This is a genomic window from Candidatus Phyllobacterium onerii (assembly GCF_028331445.1).
Lineage (GTDB): Bacteria > Pseudomonadota > Alphaproteobacteria > Rhizobiales > Rhizobiaceae > Phyllobacterium > Phyllobacterium onerii.
The window spans coordinates 449,376-464,990 of record NZ_JAQMHX010000001.1; the positions used below are offsets into that span (position 1 = coordinate 449,376).

The window sequence follows — 15,615 nt, forward strand, 5'->3', positions numbered from 1 at the left end:
CTGTGTGAGAAGTAATCCGGCAATGCGCACGCGGCTGGCAGATTTAAGTATCATTTACAATTCGTTACCCAAAGCCGTTGTCATTTACAGAATCCTTGGTACCTTTATTCTCATGGAGATTTTCAGAGACGCCAACAAAGAGACCGGATTTCTGAATGGACAGTTCCTTCTCGCCATGCCGGGAATGGACGACAGCCGGTTTGCGCGCTCCGTCATCTATGTTTGTGCGCACTCTGAAAAGGGCGCCATGGGCCTGATCATCAACCGTGTCCAGGACATGGAATTTTCGGATATCCTCGTTCAACTGGGTGTTCTCGACGAGCAGCAGGCAATCATGATGCCTGAACGGACGCGCGATTTTCTGGTGCGCAATGGCGGACCGGTCGAAATGCGACGAGGCTTTGTCCTGCATTCAGATGATTATCTCACCGATTCAACCATGCCGGTCGCAGAAGAGATTTGCCTGACGGGAACTGTGGATATACTGCGTGCTATCTCCGGTGGCCGCGGACCGCGCAAAGCCTTGATGACGCTGGGTTATTCCGGTTGGGCTTCGGGTCAACTCGAGACCGAGATTGCCAATAATGGCTGGCTCACCTGCAAGGCGTCGCAGGAGTTGCTTTTCGATACGGATATTGACAGCAAGTATGATCGGATTCTCGCCTATATGGGCGTTGATCCTTCACGGCTGGCTACTGTTGCCGGCCACGCCTAATACTACAGTTGCATTCTTCTTGATGCCGGCCTGCAAAGGCAGATTTTCTGCGCTTCGGTGCTCACGTACCCAAACGTACGCTCCGCTCCGATCCTCGAAAATCGACCTTTTCGCCTCGGCCTGACGAATTTGCAACAACAGTATCAGAGATAATTCACCCTGACGGCAACCGGATGTGATTTCTACGACGCTTTCGATTGCTGGAACTGCTCACGCAGTAGCTTCGTCGCGACATCCAGTGTAACCGGCGGGCTGAACATGAAACTCTGCGCGTACTCGCAGCCCATCTGGCGGAGTTGCAGCGCATCGCTCTCGTTCTCGATGCCTTCCGTTACAACCGACAATCCAAGATCATGCGCCATGCTGATCATGGAACGAAGCAGTGTCACCTTCTGCGGCTGATCCGCCTTCAGGAACGATCGGTCGATCTTGATCATGTCGAACGGGAAGGAGGTCAGGTAGGACAGTGAAGAATAGCCCGTGCCGAAATCATCGAGCGATACACCGACGCCCATCGCCTTGATGCTGGAGAGCACGTAGTTGGAGCGCTCCGGATTCTCCATCATCAGGGATTCCGTGAGTTCGAGTTTCAGGCTCGCCGGCTCGATCTGGGTTTGCAGGAGCACCGACCGTACGTCATCGATCAGATCCTGCCGGATCAGCTGGCTGCTGGAGATATTGACTGAAACAAAGAGAGGCGAGGCGCCAAGATTGCGCTGCCAGTTGACGAGGTCTTCCGCCGCCTTCTGCATGGCGAAAAGACCGAGCTGCACGATAAGTCCGGAGCTTTCGGCAATCGGAATGAACTCCGACGGCGGAATGGAGCCGCGGCGCGGGTGATCCCAGCGCATCAGGGCTTCGAACCCGGCAATGCTATTGTCTTCCAGGCGCATGATTGGCTGGTAAGCCATGTGAATTTCGCGCCTTTCAAGAGCGCGGCGCAGATCGGATTCCAGCTGAAGCCGGTCACTCCCCACAGCACGGAAGGCTGGGCGGAATGGCTCGATGCGATCGCCACCGAACCGCTTGGCCTGGAACATGGCCAGCTCGGCATCCTTGACCAAATCTTCCGGCGAGGCGGCGCTGCCGCTGGTCCAGGTGATCAGGCCAAGCGATGCGGTCAGCACGATCTCGCGTTTGGAAAAGGCAATCGGCGCCCGTATAGCTTGTTTCACCGCTTCGGCGAAGGCTGCAATTTTGGCGGGCTCGCTCTCGGAAACGAGAATGAGACCAAATTGATCGGCGGCCAGACGGCTGAGCGTATCCTGTGGCCGCAAGAGACGGTGCAAACGGCGCGAGATCGTCAGAAGAAATGTATCGCCCGCCGACATGCCAAGGCCGTCATTGACCTGCTTGAACCGGTCAATGTCGATGATGAACACGGTGGGGCGGATTCTGCTCTCGGTCTGCGCCATGGTGATGACGGAGCCCAAGCGGTCCAGGAAGAGTTCGCGGTTCGGCAGGCCCGTCAGATTATCATGCACAGCGTCGTGCAGCAGGCGTTCTTCTGCCTTTTTCTGCTCGGTGACATCGATCAGCGTGCCAACACACCGGACAATTTCACCATCGGAACCGATGACAGGGCGGGCCTTCAGCGAATACCAATAGTAGTGGCCGTCATTGGCACGCAGGCGGAATGTTTGCGAAATGCGGCCACGCCTGTTTTCGAGAATAACGTCCAGCGTCGTGCGGAAGCGATCGCGATCGTCCGCGTGCAGGCTCGGTAACCAGTTGCGAACGGCGCCGTGTAGGGAACTTGCCGAAGCTCCAAGGAAATTGGTGAGGTCCGGTGTGGTAACGACGCGATCACGCGGCACGTCCCAATCCCAGACGATATCGCCGGAACCGATAATAGCGAGCGCTTGCCGCTCCACATCGGAGAACAGGCCCTGTTGCAGCGCGCCACCGGAAAATGCGTGCTGCATGACGGTGAAGCCGATGAGGAGAACGATGAGAACGAGGCCCCCGGCAAGGGCTGGCTGAATGATATCATTGGCCAGAATTCCCGATACGGTGAGCCAGCTGCCCATCAACCAGACGAGCAGGAGGATCCATGTCGGTATCAGCATGATTGCGCGATCATAACTTCGGAAGGAGAAGAAGCCGATTAGGACGATGCCAGAAATGATGGTCAGGGCGAAGGAGAACCGGGCGATACCGGCGGCGATCGGCGGGTCGAAAATCGCGACGCCGGAGACGATCCCCAACCCGAGAATCCATGTCAGTGCGCCATAGCTGAAATTGTCATGCCATCGGTTGAGATTGAGGTAGGTGAAGAGGAAGATCACCAGAGTCGCCGCAAGCGCCACCTCGGTGCCCGCTCGCCACATCTGTTCGTTACCCGGCGTTATCTCTATCAACTTGTTCCAGAAGCCGAAATCGACGCAAATGTAGGCCAATACCGCCCATGCGAGGGCGGCTGTTGCAGGAAAAAGCGACGTTCCCTTGACGACAAACAGAATGGTCAAGAACAGGGCCAGCAAGCCAGCGATTCCGAGAAGAATGCCGCGGTAGAGCGTATAGGAATTGACCGTGTCCTTGTAGGCATTCGGCTCCCAAACGTAGACCTGAGGCAGGTTGGGCGATGCTAGTTCGGCAACAAGCGTGATCACGGCCCCGGGATTGAGCGTAATCAGGAAAATATCGGCATCCTCGCTGGCTTGCCGGTCCAGCGCGAATCCCTCGCTTGGCGTAATGGATGCGATGCGGGTCGAGCCGAGATCGGGCCAAATGAAACCAGATCCGACGAGGCGGAAATGTGGCGCGACTATCAGGCGGTCGATCTGCTCGTCGGTCGGGTTGGCAAGGGAAAAGGCTGCCCAGTCGCCAGTAGACCGCTTGTCGTTTGCCTGCACCTCGATGCGGCGAACGATACCGTCGGTACCCGGTGCGGTGGAAATCTGGAAAGTCTCGCCTTGGTTCCGGTACACTTCAACGGCTTTTGACAGGTCAAGAGCCGTGCTTTCCTTGGTGATCTTGATTGTCTCGAACGCGTTCGCGGCCGACTGCATCGATATCAACAAAATGACGAGCGCAAAAACCCGCGATAAGCCTTTCAGCATTCGTCCCGTCAATAATTCCACTGATACAACCTTTATTTCCCTAGCGCCGTACATCGCCTTCAATCATCGAGAAGAGCAGATGATCTTGCCACATACCATTTATCTTTAAGTATGAGCGTAGCAGTCCTTCCCTCTGAAATCCGGCTTTTTCGAGAAGGCGGATCGATCTTTCATTGCTTGGAATACAGGCCGCTTCCAGCCGGTGCAACCTCACCTTGGTAAAAGCATAGGGAATAAGCAGGCCCAGGGCTTCATGCATGAAACCCTGCCCGGCAAACGGCTCACCGATCCAGTAACCGATCATGCCATTCTGACCAACACCGCGACGGATATTGCCGAGCGTAATGCCCCCAAGCAGGCGCGAATCCTTGTTGCGGAAAAGGAAGAATGGATGCGCTGTGCCGGCTGCCGCCTCTTCGTCATAATGACGAATTCGGTGGCGAAAAGCTCCGCGCTCCAGATCGTCGACCGCCCAGAGGGGTTCCCACGGCGAGAGGAACTCGCGGCTCTGTGCGCGAAGTGTGGACCACGCACGGTAGTCGGAAAGTTGCGGCGGACGCAAATAGAGCCGCTCGCCCTGCAGGGGCGGCGCGGCGCTTTTCAGGAAGGGCAGGGCGATCATGGCCTTGCCTTGCCGTCAGACTGCGATTTTTCGGGGACTTGCTGTTGCAGAAGTAAGCCCCTGACGGACATCGGCGAATTTCATCAGCGAACCAACCGGACCAACGGCGGCAATCGTTGGCGTCGTATCGAGGAAGAGGCGGCCCGCGAGATCCGTCAGGCGCTCTGTCGTGATCTTCGACAAACGCTCGACTAGTTCTTCGGTCGAGACCGCGTGCCCGTAGAGTAGCATCTGCCGTGCAATCTGTCCGGCCCTGCTCGCGGCACTTTCGTGTGACATCAGCAAACTGGCACGATACTGCGCCCGTGCACGGTTCAACTCTTCCTGACTGATGTTCCGAGCAGCTTCATGCAGCTCGTTGATGATGACCGGGACGAGCTTCTTAAGATGGTTGCGCCCGGTTGCGGCATGGATGCCGAAAATGCCGGTATCGGAAAAACCCCAGTGGAACGCATAGACCGAATAACACAGTCCGCGTTTCTCACGCACTTCCTGGAAAAGACGGGAAGACATCCCACCGCCAAGGATCATGGCCAGCAATTGCGAAGCATAGAAATCGCGAACGTGGTAGGCGCGTCCCTCGAAGCCGATGACGACCTGTGCGTCCATCAAGTCGCGTTGTTCGCGGAAATCGCCGCCAACATAATGCGACAGATCGGGTTCCGGTGCTGTTGATTTGGCACGGAAGGAACCGAGACGCTTCTCGACTTCGCGTACGAATTCATCATGCTTCACACCGCCAGCGGCGACGACGACCATGCGCTCGGCGCTGTATTGTTCATCCATATAGCGGCGAAGGTCGGCAGAAGAAAAGGATTGCACGGTTTCCGGCGTTCCAAGAATTGTCCGGCCGATTGTCTGGTCTTGAAACGCTGCTTCCGTGAAGCGGTCAAAGACAACGTCGTCAGGCGTGTCGTGAGCCGCCCCGATTTCCTGCATGATCACATTTTTTTCGCGCTCGAGTTCGTCAGCATCGAACTTCGAACCGGTCATGATATCGCTGAGGATGTCGATTGCCAGAGGCATGTCGTCTCGCAAGACGCGCGCATAATACGATGTTGTTTCGACACTGGTGGCCGCGTTGATCTCGCCGCCTACGTCTTCAATGTCGGCTGCAATTTTCCAGGCGGAACGATTTTCAGTTCCCTTGAAAGCCATGTGTTCAAGAAGATGAGCGATACCGTGCTGATGGTTGGCCTCGTTCCTCGACCCTGCCTTGACCCAGATGCCAAGCGCTACACTCTCCACATGCGGCATTGTCTCTGTCGCAATCGTCAAACCGTTGGAGAGGCGACTGATTTCAACGCCCATTCAATGCTCCTTACCCGCCGCTCTTGAATGTCGGCTCACATACTCTTCCACACTTTTAAGGTCGTTGGGAAGTACCGTGTACTGTTCTTTTCGTTGCATGAGGTCGCCCAGCCAGAGCGGAAGGTCTGGATGAATGCCGCTCGCCGCCTCGACGGCATCGGGAAATTTCGCCGGATGAGCAGTGGCAAGTACAACGCTTGGCGTTTCCCGCCTGGCCTTCTCCCGCGCAACTTTCAGTCCGATGGCCGAATGCGGATCGAGCAGATAGCCGGATTGCTTCAATACATTTGCGATTGCCTCGGCCGTTTCAGCCTTGGTAGAGCGCCCTGCATCGAATTCAGCGCGGATTGCGGCAAGCACAGTGTCGGAAATCGTGAAGCTGCCTGACTGTTTCAACCCGCCCATCAACCGGCGCACTGCGCCGGCGTCCCTGCCGTGCGCTTCAAAGAGCAGGCGCTCGAAATTGGAAGAAACTTGTATGTCCATGGAAGGCGATGTCGTGTGCAGTACGCCCCGTGTTTCATAAATTCCCGTTTCGATCGTGCGGGTCAAAATATCGTTATCATTGGTCGCAATGACGAGCTGGACAATCGGAAGGCCCATGCGCTTAGCAACGTAGCCTGCAAAAATATCGCCGAAATTGCCGGTCGGAACGGTGAAGGATACCGGGCGCTCGGGGCTTCCGAGCGAAACGGCAGCCGTGAAATAATAGACGATTTGCGGCATGATGCGCGCCCAGTTGATCGAATTGACCCCCGACAGAGAAAGGGAATCGCGGAAGGCCAAATCGTTGAACATACCTTTGACCAGAGACTGGCAATCATCGAAATTTCCTTCGACAGCCAGCGCGTGGACATTTGATGCCGCCGATGTCGTCATCTGCCGCTGCTGCACGGGCGAAACGCGGTTGTGCGGAAACAGGATAAAGATATCCGTGCGATCCCGGTTGGCAAATGCCTCGATGGCTGCGCCGCCCGTATCGCCAGAAGTTGCACCGACGATGGTGGCGCGCTCGTTACGCTTGGTCAGGATGTAATCCATCAGTCGCGCCAGCAACTGCATCGCCACATCCTTGAAGGCGAGGGTTGGTCCATGGAAAAGCTCGAGAACAAACTCGTTGTGGCGGGTTTGCACCAACGGGCAGACGGCTTCGTGGCGGAACGTACCGTAGGCCTCATGCACCATTTTCTCGAAATCAGCCTGGTCGATATCGCCGGCGATAAATGGCGTCAGAACCTGAATGGCGATTTCCGCATAAGTTTTGCCGCGCAGCGAGCGGATCTCGCTTGCGGAAAACTGTGGAAATTGCTCCGGAAGATAGAGCCCGCCGTCGCGGGCAAGACCGGACAAAAGCGCATCGGAAAAGCCCAAAACCGGCGCTTCTCCCCGGGTACTCACATATTTCATCTCGGTCGCCTCATGTGTTTTGTCCAATAGTGCTGTCGCTGCCCTTGTCAAAAAAAGGCTGCAATGCCCCGTCGCATTATTTCCTTACCGTTGGTATAGAACACGCTCGTTCGTCAGAGCCCAACCGCAAATCCGTCATGGAAGGGCTGCAAATGACGGTTTTCTGTGCTCCGATGCTCACGTACAAAACGTACGTTCCGCTTCGGTACTCGAAAACCACCATTTTCGCCGCTTCCTGACGAATTTTCGTTTGGCCTCTTAAGGTTCGTTCGTCAAGGAGAGTTCTGTTCATGAAGTCAGAAGCACAAAAATCTCTGCCCTTCTATCAGCTTTGCGTCCCGGTTTGTGCAATGATCTTTGCTATGGGTCTTGTAGGATGCTCTACCAGCGGCAGCAACAAAGACGACCCGAATAGTGAGAAAGCGCTGGCCACCGCGGAAGCGCAAAAACGCATAACAGCGTCAGAGTTGACTGCGTTCTGCCCCACGGTGACGATCCGCGAAGGGACCTCGGTCCTGACGAATTATGGAAAATCAGCTGACAAGACGCCTGAAAACCTGATCTATCAAGCTTCGATCTCGAACGAAACGCGGTCGTGCCAGTCAAGTGATGGTACCATGACCATGAAGGTGGCCGTTGCTGGCAAGGTCGTACCCGGTCCTAAATTTGCGCCCGGGACAATTACAGTGCCTATCCGCGTCGCCGTCATTCAGGGAACAAATGTACTTTACTCGACACTGCACAAGCAGGCGATATCGGCTTCGGATGGCAATGCAGCCACACAGTTCGTTTTCAACGATCCCAATGTGAGTTTCCCAAAGCCAACGGCGCAGAACATTCAGGTGTTCATAGGTTTCGACGAAGGGCCTGCAAGCGCGGCGTCAAAATCAAAGCCGAAAACACAGTGAAGGCTGGTATGATGCCAGCCTCCGCTAGATCCTGAGCCCAGTCAAACTGCTTCGGACCACACCGTCATTGCTTCAATAACTGCCGGCAGATCCCGATGACGGCTGATGACCGTTTCCGCACCCGCATCAGTCAGTTTGTCGGCATGGCCGGGATAGGTATGAGCGCCGCCCGTAAAACCAATTACCCGCATGCCCGCAGTCCGTGCAGCGTGAACGCCATGGCTCGAGTCTTCGATAACGATGCAGCGCGCCGGATCGACATTGAATTGTTTTGCTGCGAACAAAAACACGTTTGGATCTGGCTTTGCCTTCTGTGTACCGACTTCGCGCGCCGAGAAGATATGCGGCGCGAAAAGATCATAGAGCGTGCTTTGTTCGAGCATCATCTTCAGTGAAGAACTGATCGAATTCGATGCGACGCATTTCGGATATTTCAATGCTGCGATGACCTGTTCGGCGCCCTCGATGACATTGAGTTCGTTGCGCAGCTTATGGTCCATCTGCCGCGCCGATTCTTCGATCAGCGAGGCCGAAATCGGAATGCCGGATTCCTTTTCCACCTGAAGCAGAATATCCGTCCAGGTGAGCCCGGCAAAACGTTGGGCGATGTCTTCCGGTGCAATGGGGTAGCCGGATTGTGTCAGCAGCTGGGATTCGACTTCGGCGGCAAGAATTTCTGAATCGACGAGCACACCATCGCAGTCGAAAATAATAAGCTGAGGTTCCATTAGTCATACCTGTTCGTAAAAATAGCGCCGCAACAGCAGCGGCTCCGGTCGTTTTGGGGGATGTCGGGCATCGACTACACGTTTATGGCCCTCGGGTCAAAGACTAGGACTGCATTTTCGTCCCGCGATTTCACTGCGCTTAACGCGATATTTACCGTGTGCGGTAACCATACCACTATGTAAAGCGTCTCCAGTAATCGAGTATCAAATGTCCGTAGTACGTCTCGTGAATGATCTGCCCCAGGCAGCGCCGCAAACCTCCTGGATCGACACCATTCTCAAAGGCGACTGCGTCGCCGCTCTCAATCGTCTGCCCGATCATTCGATCGATATCATCTTCGCCGACCCACCCTACAACCTTCAGCTTGAGGGGGATCTGCATCGCCCGGATCAATCAAAGGTGGACGCGGTCAACGATCATTGGGACCAGTTCGAAAGCTTCCAGGCGTATGACGCGTTCACGCGCGCCTGGCTTCTCGCATGCCGCCGCGTACTGAAGCCGAACGGCACGATCTGGGTCATTGGCTCCTATCACAACATTTTCCGTGTCGGCGCGACAATGCAGGATCTCGGATTTTGGATGCTCAACGACATCATCTGGCGCAAGAATAACCCGATGCCGAATTTTCGCGGCCGCCGGTTCCAGAACGCCCACGAGACAATGATATGGGCATCGCGCGATCAGAAATCAAAGGGCTACACGTTCAACTACGAAGCCATGAAGGCGGCCAACGACGATCTTCAGATGCGCTCGGATTGGCTTTTCCCGATTTGCACCGGCTCGGAGCGTCTTAAAGATGAGAATGGCGACAAGATCCACCCAACTCAAAAACCGGAGGCCTTGCTGGCCCGGATTCTCATGGCTTCATCGAAACCAGGGGACGTCATTCTCGATCCGTTCTTTGGATCGGGAACCACCGGTGCCGTCGCCAAACGGCTCGGACGGCATTTTGTCGGCATCGAACGGGAACAGAAATATATCGATGCTGCGACGGCTCGCATCGCTGCGGTGGACCCACTAGCCGGCGCCGACCTCACCGTCATGACCAGCAAGCGCGCCGAGCCACGTGTCGCATTCGGCAGCATCATTGAATCCGGCATGTTGAAGCCGGGTGCGGTCCTGAGCGATATCCGCAAGCGCCACGCTGCCATCGTACGTGCCGATGGTACTGTAACGACAGGCGGTGATGCAGGATCAATCCATCGCATGGGCGCGAAAGCGCAGGGGCTCGATGCCTGCAACGGCTGGACGTTCTGGCACTTCGAAGACGAAGGCGTGCTCAAGCCAATCGACGAACTGCGCAAGCAGGTACGATCCGGCATGGTTGCCGCAGGCGGGTAGGTCGGCGTTTCCGGCTGATACTCAGACGTTGATGCCCAGATTCTTCAGATCGGCCTTGAGCGTTTCAGGATCGATGAATTGCACCGACTGCCAACCTGCGGCCTTGGCACCGGCAACATTCTTGGCGCTGTCATCGATGAAGAGTGTCGACGACGGTTCAAGGTCAAAGGTAGCGACATGGTGGTCGTAGATTGCCTTGTCCGGCTTGAGAAGGCCGACATCGCCCGAAATCGTAACGCCGCGGCTTTCGGTCAGGAACGGGTATCGCTCCCATGCCTCGCGCAAAGTGTCTGACGCGAAATTGGTAAGCATCGTCACATCGTGACCATCGGCGATCAGCTTGCGCATGATCTCGATGCTGCCATCGATCGAATGCGGAACCATCATGTGCCAGTTCTGCCGGAACGCGCGGATATGCTGCTCGCGGTCGGGAAAATCGGCGATCAGCAGAGCCTCAGCCTCCGGCCATTTCCGTCCCCGATCCTGTTCTATATTCCACTCGTGTGTGCAGACGTTGTCGAAGAACCATTTGCGCTCAGTGGCATCGGGAATGACATCCAGGAAGGCGGCATGCGGGTCGTAGTGAATAAGAACCATGCCGATGTCGAAAACGATATGCTTGACCTGTGTCATTCTAATTTCTTCTCCTTGCAAACGCATCTGGAATGGCGGCACCAATGGCCTTTTTCATGACCGTGGGCAAGGCTTCGCCTCCCAATTTATCAACCTTGACCCACCACCCGCCGGCCGCAATGTCTTTCTCTACGTCATGAGCTTTGTAGATTTTAAGACGCAACTCGAAATGCGTAAAAACATGGGTAACGTTGCCGGTGGCGATCCAGTTTGCGGGAAAGGGGGCTGCATCCAATTCGGTTTCCCCATCCAGGCGTGCCGTCCATGAGGTCGTCGGAACTTCCGCCATGCCGGCAAGCAATCCCGTCTCTGCGCGGCCACGTAAAAACACCGCATCATTCGAAATAGCCACGAAGGCAGCCCCAACGCGAACAGGCTTCTCTTTCTTGGGCGCTTTGACGGGAAAGAATTCCGGATCGGTGGTTTTTAACGCCTGACAATTGTCGTTGAGCGGGCAAATGACGCACGCAGGTCGCCTGGGCGTGCAGATCGTCGCTCCGAGGTCCATCATTGCCTGCGCAAAATCCCCCGGTCTTTCATCAGGTGTAAGCGCCTGCATGTATGTGCGAATCTCCGGCTTGGCGAATGGCAGAGGCGTGCCGAGAGCATAGAGCCGGGTGATGACGCGCTCCACATTGCCGTCGACAACGGCCATGGGCAGATCGAATGCGATCGAGGCGATCGCGGCCGCCGTATAATCGCCGATCCCCGGCAGCGATTTCAAGCTGGTGAGATCGGACGGGAAACGCCCGCGATATTCTGCACAGATGATATCGGCACATTTCTTCAGGTTTCGTGCGCGCGAATAATACCCAAGGCCAGCCCACGCGCGCAAAACATCGTCCTGGCTCGCGGCGGCCAAATCCACAACCGTCGGCCATTTTTCGATGAAAACGCGGAAATAGGATTTGACGGCTTCGACCGTCGTTTGTTGCAGCATGATTTCGGAAAGCCAGATCCGATAGGGATCGGCTGTGATGCCTGCGAGACGCTCGCGCGGCGAAATGCGCCATGGTAGAGTTCGATGATGGGAATCATACCATAGTAGCAGGCGGGTGGTTATAGGTTGCATCAATTCCAAACTGCGCTACACGAAGCCTTGACGGTTCTTACAAAAACGGTTGCAAGCATGAATTTCACAATCATTCGGAACCTTAAATGCTTCCAGATCAATTAGCCAAAGCGGTAATGCTCCCCACAAGGGGCCATTTTATCGGAATCGATCGCAACAATCGTCTCTTTACGTTTGTGTTTGCGCTGTTTCCTGGCCTGCTGGCAAGCGGAACTTCCGTGACCTTGGTCTGTGCCTTTTTATGGGCAATCGTTTCACTCGCAGCTAAACGTTTCCGGTTCGAGATGAGCAGAACCGACAAGATCGTCGCCTGGTGTCTGACTTTCTACGTTCTCGTGACCATACTTTCAGTGGTTGTGCATCCCGATGCGTCGAAGGGCGTTACCTTCCTCTTCAAGATGATTCCCTTCCTTGCGATCTGGGCTGTTCTGCCGCGACTTCGGGCGAGCCTTCCCGGTCGGCTTGTCCCCTTTTTGATCACCGGTGCCGGCATCGGCATGATCGGTTCGCTCATATTCAGCATCGTCCAGATCGCCTTTCTGTCGCCCCGCGCCGAAGGGGGCGCTGGCAACGCCGCCGTGTTCGGACTGTTCACAGTGTTGTTTGGCAGTATTTCACTGCTCAATGCACATTCAGACAGCAAGACCGAGCGATTTATTGCAATCGCTGGTTTTGCCTGTGGTCTTGTATGTGCATTTCTCTCGGGCACGCGCTCAGCCTGGCTGGTCATGCCGATAAATTTTGCCATCTTGTATTGGTACTTGCGAGGACAAACCCTGCCGACGATCACCAACGTCGTGAAGGTCGTTGGAGCTGTCATAATCGTCGGCATCATCGCCATTGCGGCAATGAAGGTGACAGAGCGCTATCACGCGCTCGAAAGCGATATCGTGCAGCTGGATCGTCAGCCAGACAGTATCAATTCGCTCAATGCGCGGCTGATGCTGTGGTCGGCCGCCAAGCGGGCTTTTCTGGCATCGCCACTGATCGGCTATGGTCCGCAAAATCGCATGTCCCGGGTCAACGAGATCCTGAATTTGCCTCCTGACAAGAAAATGTCTTTTACTCACGTTCACAACGGTCTTTTGAATGCCGCAGTCGACAGCGGTATACTGGGTGTGCTGTCGGTGGTCGGGCTTCTTGCTGCTCCAATAATCGGCGCGCGCAGGAAGGAGCCCGGGCCGGGCCGGGATCTCGCAATCGCTATTTCCCTATTGCTGGTGAGCAGTTATGTGGTTACGGGCATGCTGGGTATCATGTTCGGTCATGATGCGACGGACGCGGTTTTCATCTATCTGACGCTGATGATCTGTTGGATATCTGGCCCCTCGCCCTATCTGTCGATATCGCAGTTGGCCGCCCAATCCGAAGCCGACAAGCTTGCTTTGAGCGATTCGGACCAAAAGCTCGCCATGGCGAAGAGTGCCTAGAATGATGTTGGGAAATTTATGAAGGCCATCGTTACCGGAGCAGCTGGTTTTATCGGATTTCACGTTGCGCGACGGCTCGCCAGCGAGGGCTTTGATGTTCTCGCGATCGACAATCTCAACGACTATTATCCCGTAGCGCTCAAGGAGACCCGGCTCTCCGCGCTAGATGGTCTTTCCAATATCCGTTTTGTTCGTGGCAACATAGCCGATCCCCAAGGGCTTTCCACTGCGATTGGCAGTGACACGGATGCAGACATCATCGTTCACCTCGCAGCGCAGGCGGGCGTACGCTATTCGGTTGAAAACCCCGCAGCTTATGTCGATGCCAACGTGCATGGGCAGGTGACGATATTCGAGCAGGCGCTCAAGATGCCGAAGCGGCCGCCTGTCGTTTACGCGAGTTCGTCATCGGTCTATGGCGCCAATACCAAAGTACCGTTCTCCGAAAACGATCCCGTCGATCATCCTGTTTCGGTCTACGCCGCGACCAAGCGCTCGGCAGAGCTTCTTGCTCACTCTTATCGACACGTACACAAGATTGCTTCGACAGGCCTGCGCTTTTTCACCGTCTATGGTCCCTATGGTCGCCCTGACATGGCCCCTTGGCTTTTTACCGATGCGATTTTGCAGGGCAAGCCGATAAAGGTTTACAATCACGGCCACATGCAGCGCGATTTCACGTTCATTGATGACATCGTCAGCGGTGTTTATGGAGCCGTGAATCGCATTCTCGCCCATCCAGAAGGAACGGCGCCAGTCTACAATCTCGGCAACAACAAGCCGGTGGCTTTGATGCGTTTTATCGAAATCATCGAAAAAGCCTGTGGTCGAGAGGCGATAAAACAATTTGAGCCGATGCCCCCCGCTGATGTCAAATGTACATATGCGGACATCGACCTTGCATCACGAGACCTCGGTTTTTCACCTGCTACCACGCTGGAACAAGGTATTCCTTTGTTCGTTGAATGGTTCCGCGGCTATAATGGCCGCTGAAACTCTCTCCGAAACAGGTGCGATAGGCCAATGAGCGATGATCGCAGTAAAAAAGGCTTTCGCCCGCTTGCCGACCCGGCTGCAGGAATTCTCGATCCTGTGTTGCGCAAGCGCGCGGGGATAACGATCGAACTTGTTCAGGCTTGGGAAGAGGTCGTTGGGCCAGCCCTGGGCGCGCAATCAAGACCGCTCAAACTTCTTTGGCCGCGCCGGGCACATGAGAATGACCCGTTCCAGCCGGCAACGCTGGTCGTCGCTTGTCAAGGTTTTACGGCCATGCGAATTCAACACGAAACGGGTGAAATCATCAGCCGCGTCAATGCATTTCTGGGTTTTGCAGCTGTTGGCAGGATCAAGATCGAACAGAAGCCTGTGGAACGGCCGGTTACAAAACGCCGGACCTTGCCGCCAGTAGACGCGGCAACAGCCGACAAGATCAGCCGCTCCGTCGAACCGATCGAGGATGATGGTCTACGCGAGGCGCTGCAACGGCTGGGGCAGAGCATTCATGCCGACAAGATGAAACGATAATTTTTAATCGTGTGAATTCATTGATGTTGCATCACGAAAAATTCAAAGACAGAACGCATACTGTGCCTTAAAGAAACTGGCATGAACCACTAACGAGTCAAAGACTTGTAATTGCATAACCAACACCGGAGACAGGTGATCTTATGACTGAATTGCTGACACGCAGAAAAATTCTGACGCTCGCCGCTGTTTCCACGGCCGCCATCGCTTTGGCCGCTGGTACGGAGGCTTGGGCACAAGACGCTACTCCTGTCCCGAATGCATCCGATGTAAAGGTTCCGCCTGCTGCGGGGACGGTCGACGAGGCCAAGCTGCTAGCGCCCGGCACCTTGAAAGATATCGTGATGGGCAAGGCTGAAGCGCCCGTAACGATCGTCGAATACGCATCGATGACGTGCCCGCACTGCGCGCATTTCGCAACGACGACCCTGCCCACGATCAAGGAAAAATACATCGATACGGGTAAGGCCAAGCTCATCCTGCGCGAATTCCCGTTTGATCCGCGCGCGGCGGCTGCCTTCATGCTGGCACGTTGTGCTCCTGAAGAGCGCTATTACCCGCTGGTCGAAGTTCTGTTCAAACAGCAGGAACAGTGGGCAGGAGCGGCAAATGCAGAAGAACCTTTGCTTCAAATCTCCAAATTGGCCGGTTTTACACAGGAGTCCTTCAAGGCTTGCTTGACGAACCAAAAACTTCTGGATGATGTGAATGCTGTGCGTGAGCGCGGAGCCAATGAATTTGGAGTGAACGCTACTCCAACATTCTTCATCAATGGCACCAGATACTCGGGAGCCCTTTCGGTTGACGAAATGTCAGCGATTATTGACGGACTGCTTAAGTAACCGCCACCAGGTTTTCGGC

Annotated in this window: 14 protein-coding genes; 7 read left to right on the plus strand and 7 right to left on the minus strand. The window is 55.3% G+C overall.

What is annotated here, in order from left to right:
• Positions 1–112: 112 nt before the first annotated feature.
• Positions 113–715 (plus strand): YqgE/AlgH family protein, encoded by a 603-nt coding sequence (locus PHA01_RS02210; RefSeq protein ID WP_114432193.1) that lies wholly within the window; start codon positions 113–115, stop codon positions 713–715.
• Positions 716–897: 182 nt separating this feature from the next.
• On the opposite strand, the gene PHA01_RS02215 is transcribed toward PHA01_RS02210, so the two are convergent.
• The 4 genes from PHA01_RS02215 to thrC are packed head-to-tail and all read right to left on the minus strand — an operon-like array spanning position 898 to position 7,117.
• A complete protein-coding gene (locus PHA01_RS02215) occupies positions 898–3,777 on the minus strand; it encodes an EAL domain-containing protein (protein WP_417020911.1) in 2,880 nt (959 codons plus the stop codon).
• Positions 3,778–3,817: 40 nt separating this feature from the next.
• Complete coding sequence (locus PHA01_RS02220; RefSeq protein ID WP_224505425.1) at positions 3,818–4,399, minus strand: GNAT family N-acetyltransferase; 582 nt, start codon at positions 4,397–4,399, stop codon at positions 3,818–3,820.
• Positions 4,400–4,414: 15 nt separating this feature from the next.
• A complete protein-coding gene (locus PHA01_RS02225) occupies positions 4,415–5,710 on the minus strand; it encodes a M16 family metallopeptidase (RefSeq protein WP_271893065.1) in 1,296 nt (431 codons plus the stop codon).
• Positions 5,711–7,117, minus strand: a complete 1,407-nt coding sequence (gene thrC, locus PHA01_RS02230) for a threonine synthase (RefSeq protein ID WP_271893066.1) — start codon at positions 7,115–7,117, stop codon at positions 5,711–5,713. It abuts the gene before it with no gap.
• 290 nt (positions 7,118–7,407) lie between these two features.
• Here thrC and PHA01_RS02235 point away from each other — a divergent pair, with 290 nt between their 5' ends.
• Positions 7,408–8,025 (plus strand): hypothetical protein, encoded by a 618-nt coding sequence (locus PHA01_RS02235; protein ID WP_271893067.1) that lies wholly within the window; start codon positions 7,408–7,410, stop codon positions 8,023–8,025.
• 41 nt (positions 8,026–8,066) lie between these two features.
• Here PHA01_RS02235 and PHA01_RS02240 read toward each other — a convergent pair whose 3' ends face one another.
• Positions 8,067–8,753, minus strand: a complete 687-nt coding sequence (locus PHA01_RS02240; RefSeq protein ID WP_271893068.1) for an HAD family hydrolase — start codon at positions 8,751–8,753, stop codon at positions 8,067–8,069.
• 208 nt (positions 8,754–8,961) lie between these two features.
• On the opposite strand from PHA01_RS02240, the gene PHA01_RS02245 reads away from it, so the two are divergent.
• Positions 8,962–10,095, plus strand: a complete 1,134-nt coding sequence (locus tag PHA01_RS02245) for a site-specific DNA-methyltransferase (protein WP_112527355.1) — start codon at positions 8,962–8,964, stop codon at positions 10,093–10,095.
• A 21-nt stretch (positions 10,096–10,116) separates the two neighbouring features.
• Here the strand turns inward: PHA01_RS02245 and PHA01_RS02250 are convergent, their stop codons facing one another.
• Both PHA01_RS02250 and mutY read right to left on the minus strand, forming a co-directional pair.
• Positions 10,117–10,728: an HAD family hydrolase gene (locus PHA01_RS02250; RefSeq protein WP_271893069.1), complete on the minus strand. Its 612-nt coding sequence runs from the start codon at positions 10,726–10,728 to the stop codon at positions 10,117–10,119.
• A gap of 1 nt (position 10,729) precedes the next feature.
• On the minus strand, positions 10,730–11,800 hold the full coding sequence (gene mutY / locus PHA01_RS02255) for an A/G-specific adenine glycosylase (RefSeq protein ID WP_271893070.1): 1,071 nt from the start codon (positions 11,798–11,800) through the stop codon (positions 10,730–10,732).
• 86 nt (positions 11,801–11,886) lie between these two features.
• Between mutY and PHA01_RS02260 the strand changes: the two genes are divergently transcribed.
• From PHA01_RS02260 to PHA01_RS02275, 4 genes are all read left to right on the plus strand, one after another.
• The gene (locus PHA01_RS02260; RefSeq protein ID WP_271893071.1) at positions 11,887–13,230 is read left to right on the plus strand and encodes an O-antigen ligase family protein; all 1,344 of its coding nucleotides are present in this window, start codon (positions 11,887–11,889) and stop codon (positions 13,228–13,230) included.
• 18 nt (positions 13,231–13,248) lie between these two features.
• Complete coding sequence (locus PHA01_RS02265; RefSeq protein ID WP_271893073.1) at positions 13,249–14,223, plus strand: SDR family NAD(P)-dependent oxidoreductase; 975 nt, start codon at positions 13,249–13,251, stop codon at positions 14,221–14,223.
• 30 nt (positions 14,224–14,253) lie between these two features.
• Positions 14,254–14,754 (plus strand): DUF721 domain-containing protein, encoded by a 501-nt coding sequence (locus PHA01_RS02270; protein WP_271893075.1) that lies wholly within the window; start codon positions 14,254–14,256, stop codon positions 14,752–14,754.
• Positions 14,755–14,897: 143 nt separating this feature from the next.
• Complete coding sequence (locus tag PHA01_RS02275; protein ID WP_271893076.1) at positions 14,898–15,596, plus strand: DsbA family protein; 699 nt, start codon at positions 14,898–14,900, stop codon at positions 15,594–15,596.
• The last annotated feature ends 19 nt before the right edge of the window (positions 15,597–15,615 follow it).